We start from the raw sequence: 24,163 nt of genomic DNA on the forward strand, positions 1-24,163 counted from the left end.
ATCTATTAAAAATAGTATTGTAAATATGGCACACGAACATAAGTTGGAAATTTTCAGAGGACTTTTGAAGTTCAAATCCAATACCCAAAAAATTTGGGGTGTATTGATATTTCTTTCCATAGTAACTGCTGTAGAGGTGGCTTTGGGTATCCTTAAGCCAGAAATTTTGACAAAGAATTACTTTTTGGGAATGAAGCTCCTAAATTGGATTTTCATCATCCTTACCTTGGTAAAGGCCTACTATATTGCATGGGATTTTATGCACTTAAGGGACGAAAAAAGTTCTTTGCGAAGGGCTATAGTCTGGACGCCGATTTTCTTGGTCAGTTACCTGATTTTCATTCTCTTGTTCGAAGCGGATTATATTTATAACGTATTCAAGGAAGGATTCCTTTCCTGGGATTTCTAAGAAAGTATTAACATTTGCAAAAGGCGGTTTCAAAACCGTCTTTTTTATTTTTGCAAGAGTATTGATTCCATGAAAAAAACTTTTGTTTTAGTCGTTCTTTTCATATTTCCTTTAGTGGCATATCTCTTTTTTGCCTCAGGGGTCAACAACTTCGGAAAACTACCTGTCTTGACTGAAAATGTTCCTGAACCCATCCAGTTTTCAGGAGATAACCAATTGACAGATAAAATTACCATCTTAGGTTTTTTGGGTAAGAATATTGGCAAAAAGAAAGGAAACGCCTTCAATCTCAATCAAAAAATATATAAACGGTTCAGTGAGTTCAACGATTTTCAAATGTTGATGATTGTTCCAAATGGACTTGAGGATGAAGTGGGCGCCTTAAAAGAAGAATTGGGTGCTCTATCCGAAGTGGACAAATGGAATTTTGCCTTTGGGGAAGAAGGTGATGTCCAAAACTTCTTTAGAAGTCTAGGGACCAATTTGGAGTTGGGACAAGATTTTAGCACACCTTATGTTTTCATTATTGATAAGGACAGAAACCTTAGGGGTAGAAATGATGATGAGGACGAAGGGGTAAAGTTTGGGTTCAACACAACATCGGTGGCTGAGCTCAACAATAAAATGGAAGATGACGTAAAAATCATTTTGGCTGAGTATCGATTAGCTTTAAAAAAGAACAATGCCAACAGGAGCAAATAGCAAGAAAAAATACACTTACGTTTGGGTATCTGCCATAATTTTGATTTTCGGGACTTTCGCTGTGTATGAAATTTCCAAAAGATTAAAGGAAGGTACCGTTGTAGAAAACGATAGGATGAGCATTCCCAATCTTGGAAAAGAAGTTGGTTTTGTGGTAAACGAAGGTAAAAAACGTAGGGTACCCGCATTTTCGTTTAGAAACCAAGACAGTGTTCTAATATCTGACAAAGACTATTTGGGAAAGGTCTATGTGGTCGAATTCTTTTTCACGACTTGTCCCACCATCTGCCCCATAATGACCAAAAATCTGGTGGAACTACAGGATACTTTTAAGGAGTATGAAGATTTTGGAGTTGCTTCGTTTACCATTAACCCTAGATATGATACACCTTCAGTACTAAAGGCTTATACCAAAAAGTATGGTATAGAAGATAAAGATTGGCACTTACTAACAGGAGATAGGGATTCCATTTATAGTTTAGCACAAGAAGGATTTTATCTTCCGGCCATTGAAGACTCCAGTGCTCCAGGGGGGTTTGAGCATTCTGGTATGCTAGCCTTGATAGATAAACAAGGAAATATTCGAAGTAGGGAAGATAATTATGGAAACCCCATTATATACTATCGTGGAACGGTCACCGAGGAACAAGGTGTCAACGAAGAAGGAGAACCTCAGCAAATAACCATGTTAAAAGAAGACATTAAAAAATTATTACTCGAGGAATGACGCAGGAAATTTCACTTAAAACGAAAAGATACAACCGATGGATTACAATTGTTTCCATCGTAATTCCGGTGGTAGTTGCTCTATTGTTTGGTTATAAGATTCCCAACGCGGAGCCCCTATCTTTTTTACCTCCCATTTACGCCACGACCAATGGAATAACAGCTATACTTTTGGTTTTCGCAGTCCTAGCTATCAAGAATGGAAAAAGGAAACAGCATCAAAATCTGATGACAACCTGCATCATTCTCTCTGTTTTGTTTTTGGTGATGTATGTGGCTTACCATATGACTTCGGAGAGCACAAAATTTGGAGGCGAAGGGATTTTACGATATGTCTATTTCTTTATTCTGATTAGCCACATTGTGTTGTCCATAATCATTATACCTTTGGTATTGATAACCTATTCCAAAGCCTATTTAAAGGATTTTGTTGCTCACAAAAAATGGGCGAAATATACATTTCCCATTTGGCTTTATGTTGCTGTGACAGGCGTTGTAGTCTATTTAATGATTTCTCCTTATTATGTGCATTGATTTATGAAAACCAAGATTTCCATAGTACTACTTTTTTTGGTTTTTCTTACGCCACAATTTGTGGATGCACAGTGCGCTATGTGTAGGGCGGTTGTGGAAAGCGAGGGTGATCCGGAATCTGCTGAAGCCCTTAACGATGGCATAGTCTATTTGATGGCTATACCTTACATTTTAGTAGCAGGGCTCTTCTTTTTTATCTATCGAAAGATGCGTCGATAAAGGGGTTACTTAAAAATTAACATTTTTTTTACGCATTTAGTGTAACATTAGGATTTACTTGTCGTCGTATAAGTGTACGCTTGCGTATTTCATCAATCACCAAACACCAACCACATGTTCGATTTAGAAAGGTGGCAAGAAATATTTGACACCATACGAAAGAACAAATTACGTACTTTCCTTACCGGACTATCCGTAGCTTCCGGGATATTCATATTGGTTATTTTATTAGGATTTGGTCAAGGCATGCAAAATGGCATTGAACAGGAGTTCAAGCAAGATGCATCCACAAGTGTTTGGGCCTGGCCAGGGGTTACTTCCAAAGAATACAAAGGACTAAACCCTGGAAGAAGAATCCAGTTTATAAATGACAATTTCGAAACGGTGAGTTCTATGTACAGGGAAGACATAGAATATGAATCCGCGCGAATCTTTGTTAGGGATATCACAGTAAACTATGGAAAAGAAGCACTTGTATATAGCGTGCAAGGAGTGGCTTCTGACTTTCAGTTCATAGAAAATACCGGAATGATTGAGGGACGTTTTGTCAATTTCCAAGATGAAATGTCGATGGGAAAAGTAGCCATTATTGGAAAAAAAATACGGAACGATGTTTTCAACAAAATAGATTCCCCGCTTGGTGAATACATTGATATTTCAGGAATTCCCTTCAAAATTATTGGTGTTTTCAAAGAAATGAATGAACGGGAAGAAGAACGAATTTATATTCCAATAACAACAGCACAGCGTGTTTTCAATGGTGGTAATAGGGTAAACAATCTATCTTATACACTTCCCCCAGTTGAGAATTTTGACCAAGCAGTTGCCCAGGCTGTAGAGTTTAAAGAGAACTTGCAAAGCTATTTGCAACAAGCGCATACTGTAGCACCAGACGATAATGGCGCCATGGAGGTATGGAGTGCCATGGAGGAAGCGAAGCGCTATTATGGACTAACGGGCAACATTAAGATTTTTTTCTGGTTTGTTGGAGTTTGCACGATTGTAGCCGGAGTTGTGGGGGTGAGTAACATTATGCTGATTGTGGTTCGGGAAAGGACCCGAGAAATTGGGATTCGGAAAGCATTGGGAGCGAAACCCTGGTCCATTGTAGGAATGATTTTGCACGAGTCCATTTTTGTAACGGCCATTTCAGGTTTTGCTGGACTTATTTTTAGCATGGCATTACTTGAAATAGTTGGACCCAACGTAGAAGTGGATTATGTGGTCAACCCCTCGGTGAATTTCAACGTGGCTTTCGCAACTGTGCTGGTACTCATATTGGCAGGAACCCTTGCGGGATTTGTTCCAGCTTGGAGAGCGGCAAAAGTTCAGGTGATAGAATCATTGCGAGAAGAATAAAAGGATAAAGCAAGCACAGAAATGTTCAACAAAGACAGATGGAAAGAAATACTTGAGGTACTGACCAGCAACGTTTGGAGGACAATTTTTACTGCCTTTGGTGTCTGTTGGGGAATCTTCATTCTCATTGTATTGCTAGCTGCCGGTAAGGGATTGGAAAATGGAATTAAAAAGGATTTCGGGGATATAGCCACGAACACAATGTTCATGTGGACCCGAAGTACAACTAGGGCCTACGAAGGTCTTCCCAAGGGACGAAGCTTTGAATTTAGAACAAGCGATGTTCAGGCGATTCAAGATAATGTCCCAAATCTCCGGTTTATTTCACCACGTAACCAACTAAGCGGATTTAGGAGTGGTGGAAACAATGTAGTTCGTGGCATACGAACCGGTTCCTATAACATATATGGTGATTACCCAGAGATTATCAATCAAGACCCTATGACGGTCACTTCGGGGCGCTTTATCAATTATAACGATATCAACGAAAAAAGAAAAGTAGCGGTCATTGGTAGGGGTATAAAAAGTGACCTCTATGAAAAAGGTGAAGATGTTCTTGGTACCTATATCAAAATTCAAGGTGTCAATTTTATGGTGATAGGCACCTACAAAAAGAACAGTAATGATGGGGATGGAGAGGAAGCCCAAAAAGAAATCTTTGTTCCCTTTACATCTTTTTCCCAAGCTTTTAATAGAGGGGAAGAAGTAGGTTGGATGGCGATTACTGCGCATGATGGCCATTCAATTTCGGTTTTGAAAGAGGATATTGTGGGTGAAATGAAGAAAAGGCACAAAGTACATCCAGAAGATAATAGGGCCATTGGATATTTTGACCTTTATGAACAGTATAACCGTGTTGAGAGCTTGTTCGGAGCCTTAAAGGCGGTAGCTTACATTGTAGGTATTATGGTTTTGCTTTCCGGAATAATCGGTGTGAGCAATATTATGCTGATTGTGGTAAAAGAAAGAACCAAGGAAATAGGTATACGAAGAGCATTGGGGGAATCCCCATGGTCCATTAAACTGCAAATACTGATGGAGTCCATTTTCTTGACAATAATATCTGGAATGACCGGTATTATTCTTGGCTCGTTGGTCATTTATGGAATCAATTCCCTGTTGGATAGTGTGGGCCCAGTAGATATGTTTTTAAATCCCAGTGTAAGTGTTGGAGTAGTTAGTGGAGCTTTGATGATTTTAATGATATCAGGATTACTTGCTGGATTTATTCCCGCTAACAGTGCCATACGCGTGCGACCCATTGAAGCTTTAAGAACTGAATAAAAAATCAATCAAATCAAACTATAGAAAAAAATGAAAAAATCAGTAACCATTGTCATTCTGGTCTTAATTCTAGTAATATTTGGAGGGTCAATGTATTATCTGTACCAAAAGAATGCAGAAGATCCAGTAGTCTATAAGACGGAGCAATTGTCCAAACAGAGTATTGTCAAAAAAGCAGTGGCCACAGGTAGTATTCTTCCTTTGGAAGAAGTATTGATAAAACCGAACATTTCGGGAGTCATTGATGAGATTTATGTGGAAGGTGGAGACTATGTGAAATCGGGCGATTTATTGGCTAAAATAAAAGTTGTCCCCAATTTAACAGCATTGAATGATGCCCGGAATGCTATCAATGAAGCCAAAATAAATCTGGAGGATCAAAAAAGAAATTATGACCGTCAATTAGCCATTTTCAACAAAGGGGTAATCCCACAGGCCGATTTGGAAAGAGCCCAGGTCACTTATGATCAAGCCAAACAATCTTATAGAGCTGCAAACGAACGGTACGATATTGTAAAAACAGGTACCACTAGAGGTTTAAGTAGTGCTGCCAATACCTTGATTCGTGCTACGGTAAGTGGTATGGTGCTCGAAGTACCAGTTGAGGTAGGGAATCAGGTAATTGAAAGCAATAATTTCAATGAAGGAACCACTATTGCTGCCATTGCCGATGTGGAAAAGATGATATTTGAAGGGAAGGTTGATGAGTCTGAGGTTGGAAAAATTAAAGAGGACTTGCCTTTGGAGATTACTGTTGGCGCTATAGAGAATAGAATTTTTGACGCTGTTTTGGATTACATAGCTCCCAAAGGAAAAGAGGAGAATGGGGCTATCCAGTTTGAAATTAAAGGGACTTTGACCAAAGAAGACACAACATTTATTAGAGCTGGACTCAGCGCAAATGCCTCCATCATACTGGCTCGCGCGGACAGTGTTCTTGCACTAAAAGAAGCTCTTGTGCAATTTGATGACAATACCAAAGAGCCCTTTGTTGAAATTGAAACTTCGGATCAGCAATTCGAACGTAGGGACATTGAGTTAGGGGTGAGTGATGGTATATTTGTTGAGGTAAAATCCGGACTAGGTGCTGATGATAAAATCAAGGTTTGGAACAGTGTTGAAGAGGAAGAAAACGCTAACTAATCTGGTCCGAAAAAAAAGTAATCTATTCTTGTAACAAAACATCAAATTATAAGTCCTATAACGGGAGTTATAATCCTGATAGCTAATAACACCAATCATGATAGAAATCAAAGATCTTCATAAATCCTATAAAATGGGTAGCAACTCCCTCCATGTACTTAAGGGAATCAATTTTTCGGCAAAGGCCGGGGAGCTTGTTGCCATTATGGGTTCATCAGGTTCTGGAAAATCAACCTTACTTAATATTTTGGGAATGTTGGATGAGGCAGATTCTGGAGAGTACACCTTGGATGGTGTTCCTATCAGGGACTTGAGCGAAACCAAAGCTGCCCAATATCGCAATAAGTTTTTGGGCTTTGTTTTTCAATCATTTAACTTAATCAATTATAAAAGTGCCATGGAGAATGTGGCACTACCATTATACTATCAAAGAGTTGCCAGAAAGGAGCGTCAGGAAAAGGCACTCAATTATTTGGAACGCGTGGGCTTGAAAGAATGGGCCGAGCATTTACCAAATGAACTTTCAGGGGGTCAAAAACAGCGAGTAGCCATAGCTAGGGCCATGGCAGCAGAGCCTAAGGTACTTTTGGCCGATGAGCCTACAGGTGCCTTGGATAGTAAAACATCATATGAGGTCATGGACCTTATCCAAAAAATCAACGATGAGGGGAATACCATTCTCGTGGTAACGCATGAGGAGGACATTGCCCATATGTGCAAACGGATAGTGCATCTAAGGGATGGGGTAATTGTTGAAGATAAAAAAGTTGAGCAAGTAAGAGCTTCAGAATATGTTCAGTAGGGATACCTGGAAAGAAATATTTGATACCATCAAGAAGAACAAACTACGTACGTTCTTATCAGGATTTACGGTTGCTTTAGGTATTTTTATTGTGGTTATTTTGGTGGGTTTCACGAATGGACTGCAGAACACCTTTGACGAGTTCTTTAGTGATGATGCAACCAATACTTTCTTTCTATTTCCAGGACGAACTTCCGAACCCTACAAAGGCTACAAATCTGGGAGACGTATAGAATTTGATAATTCTGATATAGCGGATATCAAGGAAAACTTTCCCATGTTCTTGGAATATATAACCCCAAGAACCACACGTAGTGCTTTGGTAAAATACAAAGGGGAATCGAACAACTATACTAACCGAGCAGTAGGCCCTGCGCATCAGTTCAATGAGAAGACCATTATGATGAAAGGCAGGTATATCAACGAAACGGATATTCAAGATAAGGCCAAACATATTGTTATTGGAAGATTGGTGGAAAAAGACCTCTTCAAAGGAGAGGATGCCATTGGAAAATATGTGGATCTAGGAGGTAGTGCCTTCAAAATTGTTGGTGTGTTCCAAGATGACGGTGGGGATAATGAGGAACGATTCATTTACATGCCTTATACCACAAGACAACTTATTGAGAAAAGCACGGATGAGGTAGGTCAGATTATTTTGGCCTTTAAACCAGAGATCGGTTACGCTGCAGCTCTGACCTTTGAAAAACAATTGGACAAATTTCTTCGTGATAAAAAATTTATTAGTCCAGAAGATGAAAATGGAATTTTCATTAGAAACGTAGCAGATAACTACAGACAGAACCAACAGTTTGCCGTTGTTTTGGGGATTATTTCTTCGGTTTTTGCCTTAGGGACCATTATAGCGGGAATCATAGGTATCAGTAACATAATGGTTTTTGTGGTTAAAGAGCGCACAAAAGAATTGGGAATCCGAAAAGCTATGGGGGCTACTCCGGCTTCGGTAATTGGAACTATACTCATGGAGTCAATTGTAATCACCGCCTTTTCCGGTTTTGTGGGAATGATGATAGGGGTTGCACTTTTGAGTTCGTTGGGAGAAAAATTGGAGGATTTCTTTATCAAGAATCCCTACATAAATATGGGTTTTGCAATTTTTGCAACTCTCGTGTTGATTGTATTTGGCGCACTGGCTGGTTATGTCCCAGCGCGGCGGGCCGCTAAGATAAAGCCCATTGTGGCACTAAGAGACGAATAGAATGCGATTTTTATTTGATAGAAATACTTGGCAAGAGATTTTTGGTTCCATCAGTAAGAACAAAATCCGTACGATAATTACGATTATTGGGGTACTCTGGGGAATCTTCGTGTATATCGCAATGTCTGGAGCTGCCAAAGGTTTGGACAATGGGTTTGAAAGAGAGTTTGAAACAGTGGCAATGAACAGCCTTTTTGCATGGGGACAAAGCACCAGCAAACCCTACGAAGGATTTAAAACAGGAAGACAAATCAGATTGCAACTAGGAGATGTGAGTGTATTACAAAATCGAATTCCTGAGATACAGTATATAGCGCCAAGAAATGCAAAAGGAGTTTTTGGTGATGGCACACCACCGTTAATTGTGAGAGGACAAAAGTCAAACAATTTTGCGGTGTATGGCGATTTCCCAGTTTTTACAAGCATTGCGACAAAAAAGATATATGATGGTGGTCGTTTCATTAACGACGACGATATAGAACAGGCTAGGAAGGTTTGTGTAATAGGAGAGCAAACGCAAAAGGAACTTTTTGAAAAAGATGAAAATCCTATTGGTCAGTATATTCGAGTGGACAACATTTATTTTCAGGTTATTGGAGTCCACAAATTTGTTCCAGGAGGAGGATTTGAAACGGATGGAGATATCTATATCCCTTTCACAACCTATCAAAGGTTGTATAACACCGGTGATGAAATCGATTGGCTCACCATTGCTGCCTATGACGATGCCGACGTCGTTCAAGTGGAAGAAGATGTTAAGACAGTTCTGAAAAGAATACATAAAGTGGATCCTACTGATGAACGTGCTTTCGGCTCTTTCAATCTTGGTGAGATTTTCAACAGAATCATGGGCTTTTCCAAGGGATTGACTTTTTTGTCATTCGTTATCGGGATAGCAACCATTTTGGCAGGTGTCATCGGAATCGGAAACATTCTGTTGATTTCCGTAAAAGAAAGAACAAAGGAATTGGGAGTACGAAGAGCACTCGGAGCGACCCCTCGAGAAGTTCGGTCTCAGATTATTTTAGAGTCCGTATTCCTGACTTTCATAGCAGGAATTATCGGGATAATTTTAGGTGCGGCCACCCTAAACTTGGTCAACAATCTAACTCAAGGGATAGATTTTCCATATACAAATCCAACCGTTCCCATACCCTATGTGGTTGGAGCCATGTTGTTAATGGTCATCTTGGGAACATTAATTGGGCTTATACCTGCACAACGTGCGGTTAGTATTCGTCCCATAGACGCATTAAGAGAAGAATGATAGCTAATAGTAAACTAAATAAACCATCACGATGAAAAAGATTTTGAAATGGGTAGGTATATCTGTATTGGTTCTTGGAGCCATGTGGGCTGCTGTGTTTTTTATCAAATCAAACAGCAAGTCCGCCATTACTTATGAAACCCATAAACCTTTCATTTCGAGTATAGAAAAGAAGACTGTTGCCACTGGTAAGGTAATCCCCCAGGAAGAAGTGGAGATAAAACCACAGATTTCTGGAATTATTGAAAAAATCTATAAAGAAGAAGGAGAGCCTGTAAAAGCGGGAGACCTAATTGCGATAATCAAGGTAGTTCCCAATGAGCAGTCTTTGTATGCTGCGAGGGGTAGGGTGAACAATGCAGAGATTGCCCTGAACAACACAAAAATTGAATACGACCGCAACAAAACCTTGTTTGATAGAGGCGTGATTTCCAGTCAGGATTTCAACAATCTACAGTTGCAGTATGACCAAGCTGTGCAAGAGCTGAAAAACGCTCAAACCGATTATCAGATTATTCGTGTAGGTTCCGCAGGCGGGTCTACTTCTGCTAATACAAATATCCGAGCAACGGTGAACGGAACTATTTTAGAGATTCCAGTTGAAGTAGGTGACCAGGTTATTCAAAGTAACAACTTTAACGATGGTACTACAATTGCCTCTATTGCCGATTTGGGGAAAATGATATTTGAAGGAAAAGTAGACGAGGGTGAAGTAGGTAAACTGGAATTGGGTATGCCATTGAAAATTAGTCTTGGTGCCATTGAAGACAAGGAGTTTGATGCTAACCTTAAATTCATTGCTCCCAAGGGTGTAGAAGAGTCTGGGGCAGTTCAATTTAAGATTGAAGGCGATGTATCCGTCGAGGATGACTTTCTGATTAGAGCTGGGTACAGTGCCAACGCATCTTTGACTTTGGAAAAGAAGGATAGTATTCTGGTAATTCCAGAAGCACTTCTGCAATTTGATAAAGAGACCGAAGAACCCTACGTTGAAATTGCAATTGGAGAACAAGAGTTCGAAAGAAGAGATATTGAAATTGGGATATCCGATGGAGTAAATGTTGAAATAGTTTCAGGACTGGATGAAAGTGATGAAGTCAAGCAATGGAACAAAACGGAACCCATCAAAAAAGGCTTAGAAGAGGAAGAGGACGGTGAGGAAGATGCCTAATCTAAATAACGAACCAAAAATCAAAAAACGAATGAAAAGTAAGCTAATAATCATCATAGCACTGTTTACCATTTCCTTGTCTCAGGCCCAGTTAAGAAAGTGGACTTTGCAAGAATGTGTGGAATATGCGGTTGAAAACAACTTGACCGTTGAGCAATTTGAACTCGATTTGGAGAATGCAAAAATCGATAAGTCCGATGCAATAGGAGCCTTATTGCCAGATTTAAATGGAACTCCAAGATTGACAGAAAACATTGGTCTTTCGTTTAATCCAACTTCTCAAGAGCCGGTTAACACCCAGTTGAACTATACTGGCGATTTAACCTCTACGGTAACTATTTTTGATGGATTACGTAACTATAATAGGCTAAATAGGGCGAAATTAAATGCAATTGCCAATCAATATAGACTGGATGACCTAAAGGATGATATTCGACTTAATGTTGCAAATGCCTACTTACAGGTGCTTTCCAACAAAGAACAGTTGAAGACTTTTGAAGCGCAATACGCCGTTACCGAACAAGATTTGAATAGAACTAAAGAGTTGGTAGCTTCTGGGGTAGTGCCACGAGGAGATTTGCTCGAAATAGAGGCTACTGCAGCTAATCAGGAACAACAAATAGTAAACGGTGAGGGTCTAGTGTTAATTTCTAGAGTGAGTTTGGCCCAATTACTTCAAATTACGGACTATGAAAATTTTGACATAGCCGACGAGTCTTTTGAGATTCCTCCCTCGGATATTCTTAAGAATTCTCCTAAGGTCATTTTCGACAAAGCGTTGTCTTTTAGGAACGATATTAAACTTTCTCAAGCCAATGTAGAACTGGCAGAGAAAGATGTAGATATTGCTAAAGGAGCTTATTATCCAACCTTAAGTGCCTTTATAAACTACAACACAAGGTATTCCGATCAAAACCTTGACCCAACCGATCTTTCCATCATCCCATTTACGGACCAGTTATGGATTTTTGATGGATTGGCTTATGGTCTTCAGATGAACATTCCCTTTTTCAATGGTTGGAGTGCTCGAAATGGTGTTAAGCGTTCCAAAATCACTCTTGAAAGGGCAAAGCTCCAATTTGAACTGGACAAATTGGATTTGGAAACTACTATTCAACAAGCCTACGTGGATGTGACCACCTTCAGAAAGGCATATGATGCCGCTGAGAAGACTCTGGAAGCAAGACGGTTGGCTTACGATTATGCCAAAGAGAGATATGATGTAGGGCTCATGAACGCCTTCGACTTTGGTCAGGCTCAGGCGAGGGTGGACAATGCGGAGGCTGATGTAATTCGTACTAAGTATGATTACATTTTCAGGTTGAAAATTTTGGAGTTCTACTATGGCATCCCCATTAAGCTAAACTAGTATCTTTGTGGCCCTATGGCCCTGATACTAAATTTAGAGACCGCTACGACCAATTGCTCGGTCAGCATATCGGAAAACGAGAAAACAATCCTATTAAAAGAAAACAATGCAGTTGAATATTCGCATTCTGAACAACTGCATGTTTTTATTAAGGAAACTTTGGAAGAGGCTTCTCTTTCATTTTCAAATTTGGATGCTGTTGCCGTAAGCAAAGGACCAGGTTCCTACACTGGGTTACGTATTGGTGTTTCCGCTGCCAAGGGATTGTGCTTTTCTTTGGATATTCCACTGATTTCCATACCTACCTTACAAAGCATGGCAAGGAAGATCAAAATTGAGGGGAATGAGGTGGTTATTCCTGTTTTGGACGCACGGCGCATGGAGGTGTATTCAGCGGTTTATGATGAGACCAACAAAGAAGTACGGGAAACAAGGGCAGAAATAATTGATGCGTCTTCTTTTGAGGAGTTTAGCACGTATGAAAAGGTTCATGTGGTTGGAAGCGGTGCTGCCAAGTGTAGCGAAATCCTTCAATATGCCAATTTCACTTTTGATGCCTCTCTGATGCCTTCAGCCAAAGAAATGGCTTTTATTTCATATCAAAAGTATCAACAAAAGCAATTTGAAGACGTGGCTTATTTTGAGCCGTACTATCTTAAAGATTTTGTTCTACAAGGCAAAAAAAACTAATCCGTAGCGGCTTCGTGAACCACACGTTGCGGGAATGGAATCTCGATTCCGGCTTCATCAAATCTCAATTTTGATTGCTCTATTAGGTTGAAACGTGCTGGCCAAAAAACATCATTGGGTGCCCAAAACCGTAGGGTAAGATTTACAGAACTATCACCAAGACTGTCTACATACACTTCCGGGGCAGGATCTTTAAGGATACGTTCATCCTCTTCACAAATGGCTAACAGTATGTCTTTGGCTGTTTTTATATTGGAGTTATAACCAATGCCTACTTTGTAATTCTCTCTTCGATTGGGTTCACCATTATAATTAACAATACTTCCATTGGATAGCTGACCATTAGGAATAATAGCAATCTGATTTCCAAAAGTATTGAGTTTGGTACTGAAAATGGTGATTTGCTTTACGCTTCCATCCAAACCCTGAGCGGATATCCAATCTCCAACTTTAAATGGCTTGAATATTAAAATAAGTACACCTCCAGCAAAATTTGCCAATGACCCTTGCAGTGCCAACCCTATGGCAAGTCCGGCAGCTCCTATCATTGCAACCAAGGAAGAAGATTTTACTCCCAACTGGGTGACTACAACAACAAATAGAAGAACCTTTAGAGAAATGTTTATGAAACTCTGGATGAAGCTTTCCAATGTTGGTTCATAATCCTTTTTATCAAAGAACCTGGCAACCACCTTGTTTATAAATCGTACCATCCACCAGCCAACAATAAAAATGACTATGGCCAGGACAAGATTTGGGATAAAATCCCAAAACCATTCAATGGCATTCTCCAAGTGCTTCTCAAAATTCTTTAACTCTTCCATGACTTCATTGTTTGTTGCAAAGCAAAATTAACTTCTTGGTCCGAACAATAGAAAAGTGTTTAAACTTTTATTAATTCTTAAGCTGTTCAAAAACGGCTTTAGACGAATTGACGGGAAGCTTACATGCTCCTTCAATGCACACATAGATAAGTGTCTCACCCTCGTTGTAACGGTTTTGCAATAAATCCAGTTTTCCTTCTTTTTTAGATCCTACCAAAATACTATTGGGAAGGTATTTTTTGGCAATTTCTCTACCCATCTTTTTGTAGTCTTCACCCACAATCGCTATTTCGTGAAAATTTTGCTGTTCATATAGCACCAAATGGAGCCAGTTGGCATACCCTTGTGCACTCCTTTCAAAATCCTCTTGAACGTTTTGCAACATTTCTTTGGCCAAATCACCATATCCTTCATTCGGGAAAAGCTTGTGAAACTTTAGAAGGTTTTTGGCCATTATCGAATTTGAGGCAGAGATGACATTGTCATTAGTTTCTATACTTCTCCGGATAAGGGATTGGTCTTCATCCGAAGTGAAATAGAACATTTTGGAGGTTTCATCCAAAAAGTGCTTTTGGGAATAACCGAGTAGATTTTTTGCGTGGTCCAACCACTTATCCTCAAAAGTCACCTGGTATAGATTCAAAAAGGCTTCAATAAGGGTGGCGTAATCTTCTAAAAAAGCATTGATATTGCTTTTTCCGTTTTTATGATTCCGGAAAAGGGAATAATCCTCCTTCATCATGTTTTCTTCAATAAACTTTGCATTTTCCAATGCCAAATCCAAATACTGCTCATTTCCAAGATATCGATAGGCATCCACTAGTCCATTCAGCATCAGCCCATTCCACGATGTGAGAATTTTATCATCCAATCGAGGTTTTTTTCGTTTGGTACGTTCCTCTTTTAGTAGAGCAAGGGCTTTTTCCATTCTTTCCTTAAGATAGGACACATCTACCTTAAGCTCATCAGCTATTTCTATATCTGATTTGTCTCGAATCAAGACATAGTTCCCTTCTTCCCACAGACCATAGGAGTTGATGTTGTAATATTCCTTGAATAGCAAAAAGTCGTCGCCCAAGATGTTTTTAAGTTCTTCTTCTTTCCATACGTAGTAGGCCCCTTCTTCCAAATGTCCATTCTCATCCAAACTATCTGCATCTAATGAGGAATAAAACCCTCCGTTTTCATCCTTGAGTTCCTCTATCACAAAATCAATGGTCTTCTCAACTACTTCTTTGTAAACATCGTTTCGTGAAACGGCATAGGCTTTTGAATAGAGACTTACCAGCTGTCCATTGTCATATAGCATCTTTTCAAAGTGTGGGACGTGCCATTTGGTGTCTACCGCGTATCTTGAAAATCCCCCGCCAACATGATCAAAAATTCCGCCATAGGCTATTCGCGTTAAGGTAGTGTCTACATACTCCATCATTTCAGGCTCTATAGACGTGGCGTAATGCAATAAAAATTCCCAATTGTTGGGCATCATAAATTTTGGAGCCCTTTTGTATCCTCCTAAAAATGTGTCGAAAGACTGCGACCATTTTCTGATAGCAACATCCAACTGCGCTAAACTATAAATCGAAGCGTTTTCTTGGGTTTCAACCAAGTTGACTGCGGTTATTCCTTGAGAGAGGCTATTTGCGTATTCCTCTACTCTGGAACGTTCATTTTTATACAAATCGGTGAGTTGTTCTAGTGACTTTATCCAATTATCTTTTGGCACATAGGTAGCACCCCAAAAGGGTTTGCCGTTGGGTAAAGCAACGATGTTTAAGGGCCACCCCCCTTGGCCAGACATCAATTGGATGGCATCCATATAGATTTGGTCTACATCTGGTCTTTCTTCTCGGTCAATTTTTATGTTAATGAAGTTCTTGTTCATGGTTTGGGCCACCTCTTCATCTTCAAAGCACTCATGTTCCATTACATGACACCAGTGACAGGCCGCATATCCGATACTTATAATCAATAATTTATCCTCTTTTTGGGCACGTTCCAGTACTTCGGGTTTCCATGCTTCCCAATTCACGGGGTTGTGTGCATGTTGTAGCAAATAGGGACTGGTTTCGTGAATAAGGTCATTTGTAAATTTGTGGGTCACTTCTTTGGATTTTTGGGTACAACCTAGTAGTATAAAAAATAGAAATTGAACCGGTATGAAAGGTAAGTACTTCAATATTTTATCCTTAACAGTAAAAAAAGCGCCAATTAGGCGCTTTTACTTATCGTACTACCTTTGAATTTACTTTACTTCAAAGGTAATCTTGACATTTACGCGGTAATCATCAATTTTTCCATCCTTAACGGAGGCACTTTGTTCATTAATATACACCGAGCGTATATTTTTCACGGATTTAGAGGCTTGTTCCAACGCATTTTTCGTTGCGTCTTCCCAACTTTCATCCGAATTCGCCAATACTTCAATTACTTTTAGAACTGCCATGGTCAATGTTTTTAAAATTTATTGAAGTTAGTGAAAAATGAGCATTTTTTCTCTGCCTAAGAGCTGGTAATTAACCATTTATGGCAACAACTTCGTTGACCTTATCACCCATCATATTCTTTAACATGGTCTCAATACCATTTTTAAGGGTGAAAGTGGAAGAAGGGCAACCGCTACAGGCACCTTGTAGTATTACATTGACTGTTTTGCTGTCTTCTTCATAAGATTGAAAAAGAATGTTTCCCCCATCACTAGCTACTGCGGGTTTTACATATTCTTCCAGAATGTCTATTATTTGAAGCGAGGTGTCATCATAATCCTTACCCAAAGCTGCTGTGTTGGAAGAGTTTTTGGTAACCTCCATAGCTTTTTCGGATACCACTTCTTTTCCATCAGCAAGGAAATTTCGGATAAACTCACGAAGTTCCAAGGTTACATCTTCCCATTCGGCCATATCATATTTGGATACCGAAACATAGTTTTGGTCTATAAAGACCTCTTTAACAAAGGGAAAATGGAAGAGTTCCTGAGCCAATTTAGAGTCCTTGGCCTCATCAATATTTTTGAATTCGTAGATGGTCGGGACAATTTTTTTGTTGGCCACAAACTTCATTACGGCTGGATTGGGAGTCACTTCTGCATACACCGTAATAGCTTCTTTTTTGTTGGTTGTTTCCTCATTCACCACAAGCTGTCCAGCATTCAGGTATTCCACCAATTGTTGGGCCACTTCGTCCTTAACATCTTCCCATTCCACAATGTCAAAACGTTCCAAGGCCACGAAATTCCCAGAAACATATACTGTTTTTATGAATGGAAGATAAAACAGCTGTTGGGCAAGAGGTGATTTTTGGGCTTCATCTATATTTTTGAACTCATAATTTCCCTTTACCAAGAAGTGATTTGCCTCAAACTTTAGTATTTTGGGGTTATTGGTTTGTACGACAGTTATATTGTATTCTTTCATAGCTGAGAATTTGTACAAAAATACCAAAGTAAAAGATGAAGGACAAGCTGTATAATAATGTAGTACTTATACCGTTATTACAATGTTTGATTGCGTATATATCAACCATAGCCCCAAACATTACATGAGACGCTGTTTAATACTTTCAACCTTCGTCCTATTCTGTTGTGTCTTTACTTCAAAAGCTCAAGAAGGTATTCCTGTTTATTTTGATTACCTGGCAGATAACTACTATTTGGTCTATCCATCCATGGCGGGTATAAGTGAAGGAACCAAAATTCGTTTAACAGCAAGGCAACAATGGTTTGATGTGGAAGACGCACCAAATCTTCAAACATTGAATATCAATTCTCGAGTAGGGGAGAAAAGTGGTATCGGAGGAATTATATTTAATGATGCCAATGGTTTTCATTCACAAACGGGTTTTAAGTTTACCTACGCACACCATTTGCAGTTGGCAGGGGATTTCAGAACCTTGAACCAGTTATCTTTTGGATTGAGCGGAACAGCATTGCTAAGCAGTGTGGATGAGACCGAATTTAGGTCTGTTGCTTTTGACCCCGCTATTGCAGGTTCAAAGATTACCAGCTCATATTTCAATTTTGACTTGGGTGTGTCCTATAATTATCGTGAGTTTTATTCTCATTTTACCATACTTAACGTTCTGGCATCAACACGTGAAATATACCGTATTGGTAGAGCGGATGATCCGGATAATCTTGTTGTGCCAAGGGTGGATAATTTGAGGAGATACCTGTTCTCTGTAGGATATGTTTTTGGAAGAAAAACTAGGATAGAACCTTCAGTTTTATTGCAATTGACAGAATTTACGGAAGAGGCCACTGTTGATTTCAATGCCAAGGTTTATAGAGATGTTGAGTTTGGTACCATTTGGGGCGGACTTTCATACCGCAGAAGTTTTGATGGGGCCCAATTCCAGCAAGACGGAAGTTTTGGAGAGCAACGATTACAGCTCTTTACTCCAATTGTGGGTATTAATTACAAGAATTTCTTGGTTTCCTACAACTATTCGTATCAGTCAGGTGATATCCGATTTGACAATGGAGGCTTTCATCAGATTACCTTGGGGTACGACTTTGGTCAGAACGATCAGGAAAAAAGATACGATTGTTATTGCCCTGCGGCCAATAATTAAAATGGCCCGCTGTTACCAACGGACCATTTTTCAGCAGCTAAACCATTCAATCAATCCCACGTATAATTCTTCTTAGCCGCTTGATTTTTAATAGCATTCAACAAAGCATTTTCTAATTCGCCTTTTTCCTGTTTTTGGTTTTTAGCTATATAGGCCTCTCGCTTCACGTTCAAATCTTGTATTTCTTTCTGAATGCGTTTGCGCTCTTCTTTTTTACTTTGGATGTATTCCTTCATTTCCTTTTCTGATTTTCCGCGCAGCTCCTTGGGTAAATCTTCTTCTTGGATTTCATCCAATTCCACTTCGGCTTCCTCCACAGCATCTACCAAATCCCATTTGGAGTTTTTATAAAGCCTTGAACTTTTACTGACGGAACGCTTTACCGCAACACCTTTGTTCACATTATAGGCTTCAGAGTCCTGCGCAGCCTGGGATGCCACTTTTGCCGCTCCCAATGAACCATACGAGATATACGTATTGTTCAATTGCGTATTCAGTTTGATAATAACATCGTCATACGGGGTGTCTATATGGACTACCTGTCTGTTATGGTCAATGGCCATGTATTCCCCACCGGTCAATGTGGCTCCATTTTTCCACTTTGTGGAAATACCTTGTTGATAATTTCCACAGAATATGGTATTAACAATGATGTCTTTCTCTTTGGCATTCAGAGCTGCATCCTTATAATTTAGCTTGCCTTGGGTAAAGGGTTCGTTTCCAGCAATAAAAATCATTTTCAAATCATCCGCATTTTTTCCCCAGTCCAACTGTTTTAAGGAAGTGTGGATAACCTCTCCACAGAATTCCTCTCCACCATTGGTGGTTAGCGAAAAGAGTTTTTCCGAAATCTCATCCAAATCACTACTAAAGCCCAATACCTGTCGAATATATCCCTCTCTTGCAGAAAGATTATCATTACCATATTCATATAGAGCAATTTGCAGGGAAGGTCTTACTTCATTTCCGCATCGAGCATAGGTGAATTCATTCACAATGTCCCAAAGCTGGGATTTTGCTTGATTGATTAGTCCATCCATACTATTGCTGGTATCTAATAGCAGGGCAAGCTTTACATATTGCTTGGCTGGTTTTTCCGATATGTAATTAGTGGTCAGTGCTATTTTTTCAGAAGTGTTGGATTTGAGGTTGCACCCATATAGATTTCCCAGAGTGAATGCAAACACGGTTATTCCAATAAAAAGTTGTCTTCGTTTCATGATTAAATCTTTAAAAAATTCAAGCTAAAAGTATCTCCATCTTTTTGGTTTAAAAATCAGTAATGAGTGAATCGTCTCTTTCGGTGAGCGAATGGTTTTTCTTGCTTCGTAAGACCGGAAATTTTGGTATATACTAGCTGGTTTGACACTTTTCATCATTTTTTAAACCCAGCAATATGAACTAAGTTTACAGGGTATTCTCTTAGAATGAAACATGTAATACACATAGTATTAACGCTACTGTTAGGGTGCACTTGGGGATGGAGCCAGATTGAATCCAGCAGGTCACCTATCACCATAGAAGGTTCGGTAAGGGGTAAGGAAAACTATACTCCTATAAGTGGGGTTGAAGTATCCACAGATAAGGGAGAATATACACTTACCAATGCCTTGGGAGAATTCAGAATCAAAGCAGCGATAGGGGATATCATTATTTTTGAAAGCCCCGAGTTTGAAACCGTTGAGCATCGTATCACTTCGGGTGAAGATGTGGATGTTTTGGTCGAGGGATATGCAGACTCTAAAGCGGGTTCGGTTTCAAAAAAGAGAGTGTCCAGAGGTGTTCTGAATCATCAAAGGTATCTGGATTCCGCTATTTTTTATAAGACTACGGACCTTGAGAAAAGTATTGACTTTATAGCCAAATCTATTGCCGATTTGGGTAGAAGGGGTAATAAAAATGAGCTTTCAGAATCACTTACTGCTCTAGGGGAAATCTATTCCTATCATCAACAATACGACTTAGCCATTGCCAACTTTAAAGACGCCTTGACAGCAAAAAAGAGCTCGAAGACCACATTGCTATTGGCTAAAGCCTACCTAGATAACATGGAATATGGCAAAACTGAAGCTGAGTTAACCCCTTTAATCAAGGTCAAAAATCTTACCGCAGTGCAACGCATAGAACTTTATGAAACCTTAGGGGATGCTTACAATGGATTGTCTGATTTTGGAAAAGCAGAAGATTTTTATCGTGAAGGTTTGAAGATTGCCGAAAAAAATCAGCTGTCCTCTAAAATCATAGACCTTAACTCAAAAATTGGGGACAGTTTTGCGAAACAGAATAAGGTTCTTGAAGCTGAAGGTTTTTACACCAATTCACTTAACTTATCACGAAGTTCGGCACCGTCAAGGGTGGTAAAGGAAAATGAAAAGGTAGCCGATTTTTACAATGACAAGAATAGATTTGATGAGGAGATTCAACTAAGAAAACAAAGCTTGGACGAGTTGGAACAGTTGCCCAAGGAGAATAATAGAGGACTCGTTTCAGAAGTCGGTAAAGATTCTATTACCGCTCAGCGAATCAATTATAAGATTGCCAATGCATACATAGCCCAAAATAAGTTGGATGAGGCAATACCGTATTTGCAAAAAAGCATTGTTGAAGCCGATACGGAAAACGATCTGGTGGTAAAAAAGGATGCCACACGGAAGTTATCTGAAGTGTATCGTTACAAAGGGGATTTTACCAAAGCTTTGGAATCCTATCAGAATTATGTGGCAGTTGTAGATAGCTTATATATCCGAAAAGAACAAGAGATTTCTAGAGCTGCACGTTTTAATCGGGAGATAGCTACCAGTCAAAATCGAATCTCAAGCTTGGAGCAGGAACGGCAATTGTCCCAAAGTAAATATGACCTTGCGTTGACCGAACAACAATTGTTCGAGGAAACCAGTAAGAGACAAAAATGGATAATTTATACCCTCCTGATGGGAATCCTGTTATTGGGTTCCACCGCCTTTTTCTTTTATCGGAGCAACAGGCAACAGAAACTTGCCAACAATCTTCTAGCGTTGAAATCACTTCGTACGCAGATGAATCCCCATTTCATCTTTAATGCGTTGAATTCAGTGAACAATTTTATTGCAAAAAGTGATGAACGAAGTGCAAATCGATTTTTAAGTGAGTTTTCAATTTTAATGCGCAGCGTATTGGAGAACTCAGAAGAAGATTTCATTCCTTTATCCAAAGAGCTGGAATTGCTGGAGCTCTATGTGAAACTGGAACATTCTCGATTTGAAGACAAGTTTGATTATCAAATTGATATTGACCCATCCATAGACATAGAGGCTTTTCAAATACCCCCAATGTTGTTGCAGCCCTATATTGAAAATGCGATATGGCATGGGCTTCGATACAAAGAGGAAAAAGGCATGCTCAACATCAAAATGAATTCGTTGGATGCGGATACTCTTAAAATTGAAATTACCGACGACGGAATAGGAAGGAAAAAGTCGGCCAAACTCAAAACGCAGCATCAGAAAAAACAAAAGTCCAAAGGGATGGGCAATATTAAAAGACGTCTGGATATTTTGAACGGGATGCATGGTAACCAAATTGAGGTAGAGGTGAATGATTTAAAAACAGATGGTTCAGGTACAAAGGTTACCCTAAAATTGAAGAAGAGATGAGCGAATTAAGAACCATAATAGTCGAGGATGAGGCTACCAGTAGGGAAATATTGCAGAACTATTTGACCAAGTATTGTCCGTCTGTACAGGTTTTGGGAGAAGCTCCCAACATAACCGAAGGTATGGAACTGATAAGGAAATATAATCCTGATTTGGTTTTTTTAGATGTGGAAATGCCATTCGGCAACGCGTTCGACCTCTTGGATAAAATTCCCGACCGCACTTTTGAAACGGTTTTCGTCACTGCATACAATCAATACGCCATGGATGCCCTGAACAATCATGCTGCATATTATTTGATGAAGCCCATAAACATTGACGAATTGGTCAAGGCTGTGGATTACGTAGTTGATATCAAACAAAAGGAAAATGCATTGGAAGGTCAGGTGCTGAAGGCAAAATCCGGTAAAGCAGAAGGTAAGATTACGGTACCACAACAAGATGGTTTTCAGGTGCTTGATGTCTCGGAGATTTTCTTTTGCAAGGCAGATGACAACTACACAGAAATTTTTTTGGAAAACAAGAAAATACTGGTCAGTAAGACCTTAAAGTATTTTGAAGAAGCTTTGATGGAGTATCCCTTTGCGCGTATCCATAAATCATATCTTGTAAATGTTGGGGAAGTGGTACGATATAGGAAAGGAAAAGGGGGTAGTGTAGTATTGTCAAATGGAAAAGAGCTTTCAGTTTCAGCATCAAAAAAATCGGCATTGTTGGCCTATTTTCAATAAAGAAGTATGATAATAAAATCAGTTCGGGGTAAAACCCCTCAAATGGGTAAAGAATGTTTCATTGCAGAAAATGCGGTGATTGTGGGTGATGTTTCTATGGGGGATGAATGCAGTATTTGGTACAATGCTGTATTAAGAGGGGATGTGCACTATATTAGAATTGGTAACAAAGTAAATGTCCAAGACGGGGCTGTGGTTCATTGTACGTATAAAAAATCCCCGACGAATATCGGAGACAACGTTTCCATTGGTCACAATGCCATAGTGCACGGATGTACCATTAAGGATAATGTACTTGTAGGAATGGGCAGCATTATTATGGATGACTGTGTAGTGGAAAGCAATTCAATTATAGCGGCAGGAGCGGTGGTCACCAAAGGAACCCATGTCGAATCAGGAAGCGTTTATGCTGGAATGCCTGCCAAAAAGATAAAGGATGTAAGTCTCGAATTGATGTCGGGAGAGATAGATAGAATCGCAAACAACTATGTAAAATATGCAAGTTGGTTTAAGGAATAATGCGTGCCAAAAAATCCCTACTTTTATAACCAACTAAATAAACACCAATGAAGGCATATGTTTTTCCTGGACAGGGAGCGCAGTTTGTGGGAATGGGCTTGGATTTGTATGAAAACCATCCTGTAGCACAAGATTTTTTTGAACAAGCAAATGATATTTTAGGATTTTCGATTACGGATATCATGTTTGAAGGTACTGCCGAAGAACTGAAACAGACCAAAGTTACGCAACCCGCTATCTTTCTCCACTCGGTGATATTGAGTAAAGTATTGGGAGATTCTTTTACGCCAGATATGGTCGCAGGGCATTCATTGGGAGAGTTTTCCGCTTTGGTGGCCAATAATGCTTTGAATTTTGAAGATGCCCTTAAATTGGTTTCCCAAAGAGCGATGGCCATGCAGAAAGCATGTGAATTGAAACCTAGTACTATGGCGGCTGTATTGGGATTGGATGATGAGGTTGTGGAAAAAATTTGTGAGGAAACCCCTGGTATTGTTGTGGCAGCAAATTATAACTGTCCTGGCCAACTGGTCATATCCGGGGAGGTGGATGCGGTGAATGCAGCATGTGAAACTTTAAAAGCTGCTGGAGCACGAAGGGCTTTATTACTCCCAGTGGGAGGAGCATTTCATTCTCCGCTTATGGAACCAGCTCGTGAAGAGCTGGCTGCTGCTATTGAGGCAACTACCTTCAATACACCATCATGTCCAATTTATCAGAATGTGACTACAATAGCGGTGAATAAACCAGAGGAAATCAAGACGAATCTAATTGCACAACTGACAGAGCCTGTAAAATGGACCCAAAGTGTTCAAAATATGGTAAAGGATGGTGCGACATCGTTTATCGAAGTAGGTCCAGGCAAGGTTCTACAAGGGTTGGTGCGAAAAATCAGTTCTGGAATGGATACTGCTTCGGCAACGGTATAAAACTTCATATGAAATGTAATACGTAGTTTACCTAATAAACTTAGATTTAAACTACAAAGTTGGGC

Annotated in this window: 24 protein-coding genes; 19 read left to right on the forward strand and 5 right to left on the reverse strand. The window is 39.6% G+C overall.

Going from position 1 to position 24,163, the window contains the following annotated elements:
* The first annotated feature begins 25 nt into the window (after positions 1-25).
* From CLV81_RS08585 to tsaB, 14 genes are all read left to right on the forward strand, one after another.
* Complete coding sequence (locus CLV81_RS08585) at positions 26-409, forward strand: cytochrome C oxidase subunit IV family protein (protein WP_106144953.1); 384 nt, start codon at positions 26-28, stop codon at positions 407-409.
* 69 nt (positions 410-478) lie between these two features.
* The gene (locus CLV81_RS08590; RefSeq protein ID WP_106144607.1) at positions 479-1,111 is read left to right on the forward strand and encodes a hypothetical protein; all 633 of its coding nucleotides are present in this window, start codon (positions 479-481) and stop codon (positions 1,109-1,111) included.
* Positions 1,092-1,838, forward strand: a complete 747-nt coding sequence (locus CLV81_RS08595; protein ID WP_106144608.1) for an SCO family protein — start codon at positions 1,092-1,094, stop codon at positions 1,836-1,838. Before CLV81_RS08590 ends, CLV81_RS08595 begins: the two co-directional genes overlap by 20 nt.
* Positions 1,835-2,371, forward strand: coding sequence for a DUF420 domain-containing protein (locus CLV81_RS08600; RefSeq protein WP_106144609.1), 537 nt, complete (start codon positions 1,835-1,837; stop codon positions 2,369-2,371). Before CLV81_RS08595 ends, CLV81_RS08600 begins: the two co-directional genes overlap by 4 nt.
* Positions 2,372-2,374: 3 nt before the next feature.
* Positions 2,375-2,590: a hypothetical protein gene (locus tag CLV81_RS08605; RefSeq protein ID WP_106144610.1), complete on the forward strand. Its 216-nt coding sequence runs from the start codon at positions 2,375-2,377 to the stop codon at positions 2,588-2,590.
* Between the two features lie 114 nt (positions 2,591-2,704).
* A complete protein-coding gene (locus CLV81_RS08610) occupies positions 2,705-3,949 on the forward strand; it encodes an ABC transporter permease (RefSeq protein ID WP_106144611.1) in 1,245 nt (414 codons plus the stop codon).
* Between the two features lie 21 nt (positions 3,950-3,970).
* Positions 3,971-5,233, forward strand: a complete 1,263-nt coding sequence (locus CLV81_RS08615) for an ABC transporter permease (RefSeq protein WP_106144612.1) — start codon at positions 3,971-3,973, stop codon at positions 5,231-5,233.
* Between the two features lie 30 nt (positions 5,234-5,263).
* Positions 5,264-6,376 carry an efflux RND transporter periplasmic adaptor subunit gene (locus CLV81_RS08620; RefSeq protein WP_106144613.1) on the forward strand — a complete coding sequence of 371 codons (1,113 nt, stop codon included), beginning with the start codon at positions 5,264-5,266 and terminating at the stop codon, positions 6,374-6,376.
* A 97-nt stretch (positions 6,377-6,473) separates the two neighbouring features.
* Positions 6,474-7,178, forward strand: coding sequence for an ABC transporter ATP-binding protein (locus CLV81_RS08625; protein WP_106144614.1), 705 nt, complete (start codon positions 6,474-6,476; stop codon positions 7,176-7,178).
* On the forward strand, positions 7,168-8,397 hold the full coding sequence (locus CLV81_RS08630; protein ID WP_106144615.1) for an ABC transporter permease: 1,230 nt from the start codon (positions 7,168-7,170) through the stop codon (positions 8,395-8,397). Before CLV81_RS08625 ends, CLV81_RS08630 begins: the two co-directional genes overlap by 11 nt.
* Position 8,398: 1 nt before the next feature.
* Entirely contained in the window at positions 8,399-9,664 is a 1,266-nt protein-coding gene (locus CLV81_RS08635; protein WP_106144616.1) for an ABC transporter permease, read from the forward strand.
* Positions 9,665-9,695: 31 nt separating this feature from the next.
* Positions 9,696-10,835, forward strand: a complete 1,140-nt coding sequence (locus CLV81_RS08640) for an efflux RND transporter periplasmic adaptor subunit (protein ID WP_106144617.1) — start codon at positions 9,696-9,698, stop codon at positions 10,833-10,835.
* Positions 10,836-10,866: 31 nt separating this feature from the next.
* Positions 10,867-12,204 carry a TolC family protein gene (locus CLV81_RS08645; protein WP_106144954.1) on the forward strand — a complete coding sequence of 446 codons (1,338 nt, stop codon included), beginning with the start codon at positions 10,867-10,869 and terminating at the stop codon, positions 12,202-12,204.
* Between the two features lie 15 nt (positions 12,205-12,219).
* Positions 12,220-12,894: a tRNA (adenosine(37)-N6)-threonylcarbamoyltransferase complex dimerization subunit type 1 TsaB gene (tsaB, locus tag CLV81_RS08650; protein WP_106144618.1), complete on the forward strand. Its 675-nt coding sequence runs from the start codon at positions 12,220-12,222 to the stop codon at positions 12,892-12,894.
* Here tsaB and CLV81_RS08655 read toward each other — a convergent pair.
* From CLV81_RS08655 to CLV81_RS08670, 4 genes are all read right to left on the reverse strand, one after another.
* On the reverse strand, positions 12,891-13,718 hold the full coding sequence (locus tag CLV81_RS08655) for a mechanosensitive ion channel family protein (protein WP_106144619.1): 828 nt from the start codon (positions 13,716-13,718) through the stop codon (positions 12,891-12,893). The two genes, tsaB and CLV81_RS08655, sit on opposite strands and share 4 nt — an antisense overlap.
* A gap of 70 nt (positions 13,719-13,788) precedes the next feature.
* Positions 13,789-15,822 carry a thioredoxin domain-containing protein gene (locus CLV81_RS08660; protein WP_106144955.1) on the reverse strand — a complete coding sequence of 678 codons (2,034 nt, stop codon included), beginning with the start codon at positions 15,820-15,822 and terminating at the stop codon, positions 13,789-13,791.
* Positions 15,823-15,963: 141 nt separating this feature from the next.
* Complete coding sequence (locus CLV81_RS08665; protein WP_106144620.1) at positions 15,964-16,164, reverse strand: dodecin family protein; 201 nt, start codon at positions 16,162-16,164, stop codon at positions 15,964-15,966.
* A gap of 70 nt (positions 16,165-16,234) precedes the next feature.
* Positions 16,235-17,131 carry a NifU family protein gene (locus CLV81_RS08670; RefSeq protein ID WP_106144621.1) on the reverse strand — a complete coding sequence of 299 codons (897 nt, stop codon included), beginning with the start codon at positions 17,129-17,131 and terminating at the stop codon, positions 16,235-16,237.
* A 124-nt stretch (positions 17,132-17,255) separates the two neighbouring features.
* Between CLV81_RS08670 and CLV81_RS08675 the strand changes: the two genes are divergently transcribed.
* Positions 17,256-18,287 (forward strand): PorP/SprF family type IX secretion system membrane protein, encoded by a 1,032-nt coding sequence (locus tag CLV81_RS08675; protein WP_106144956.1) that lies wholly within the window; start codon positions 17,256-17,258, stop codon positions 18,285-18,287.
* Positions 18,288-18,337: 50 nt separating this feature from the next.
* On the opposite strand, the gene CLV81_RS08680 is transcribed toward CLV81_RS08675, so the two are convergent.
* Entirely contained in the window at positions 18,338-19,507 is a 1,170-nt protein-coding gene (locus CLV81_RS08680) for a vWA domain-containing protein (RefSeq protein WP_106144622.1), read from the reverse strand.
* Between the two features lie 207 nt (positions 19,508-19,714).
* On the opposite strand from CLV81_RS08680, the gene CLV81_RS08685 reads away from it, so the two are divergent.
* Genes CLV81_RS08685 through fabD form a run of 4 tightly spaced genes read left to right on the forward strand, consistent with a single transcriptional unit; the run spans position 19,715 to position 24,098 of the window.
* A complete protein-coding gene (locus CLV81_RS08685; RefSeq protein WP_106144623.1) occupies positions 19,715-21,919 on the forward strand; it encodes a tetratricopeptide repeat-containing sensor histidine kinase in 2,205 nt (734 codons plus the stop codon).
* A complete protein-coding gene (locus CLV81_RS08690; protein ID WP_106144624.1) occupies positions 21,916-22,650 on the forward strand; it encodes a LytR/AlgR family response regulator transcription factor in 735 nt (244 codons plus the stop codon). Before CLV81_RS08685 ends, CLV81_RS08690 begins: the two co-directional genes overlap by 4 nt.
* Positions 22,651-22,656: 6 nt before the next feature.
* Positions 22,657-23,169 (forward strand): gamma carbonic anhydrase family protein, encoded by a 513-nt coding sequence (locus CLV81_RS08695; protein ID WP_106144625.1) that lies wholly within the window; start codon positions 22,657-22,659, stop codon positions 23,167-23,169.
* Positions 23,170-23,216: 47 nt separating this feature from the next.
* Entirely contained in the window at positions 23,217-24,098 is an 882-nt protein-coding gene (gene fabD / locus CLV81_RS08700; protein ID WP_106144626.1) for an ACP S-malonyltransferase, read from the forward strand.
* The last annotated feature ends 65 nt before the right edge of the window (positions 24,099-24,163 follow it).

Origin of the sequence: Flagellimonas meridianipacifica, assembly GCF_003001695.1 — a bacterium.
In the GTDB taxonomy this organism is placed as follows: domain Bacteria; phylum Bacteroidota; class Bacteroidia; order Flavobacteriales; family Flavobacteriaceae; genus Flagellimonas; species Flagellimonas meridianipacifica.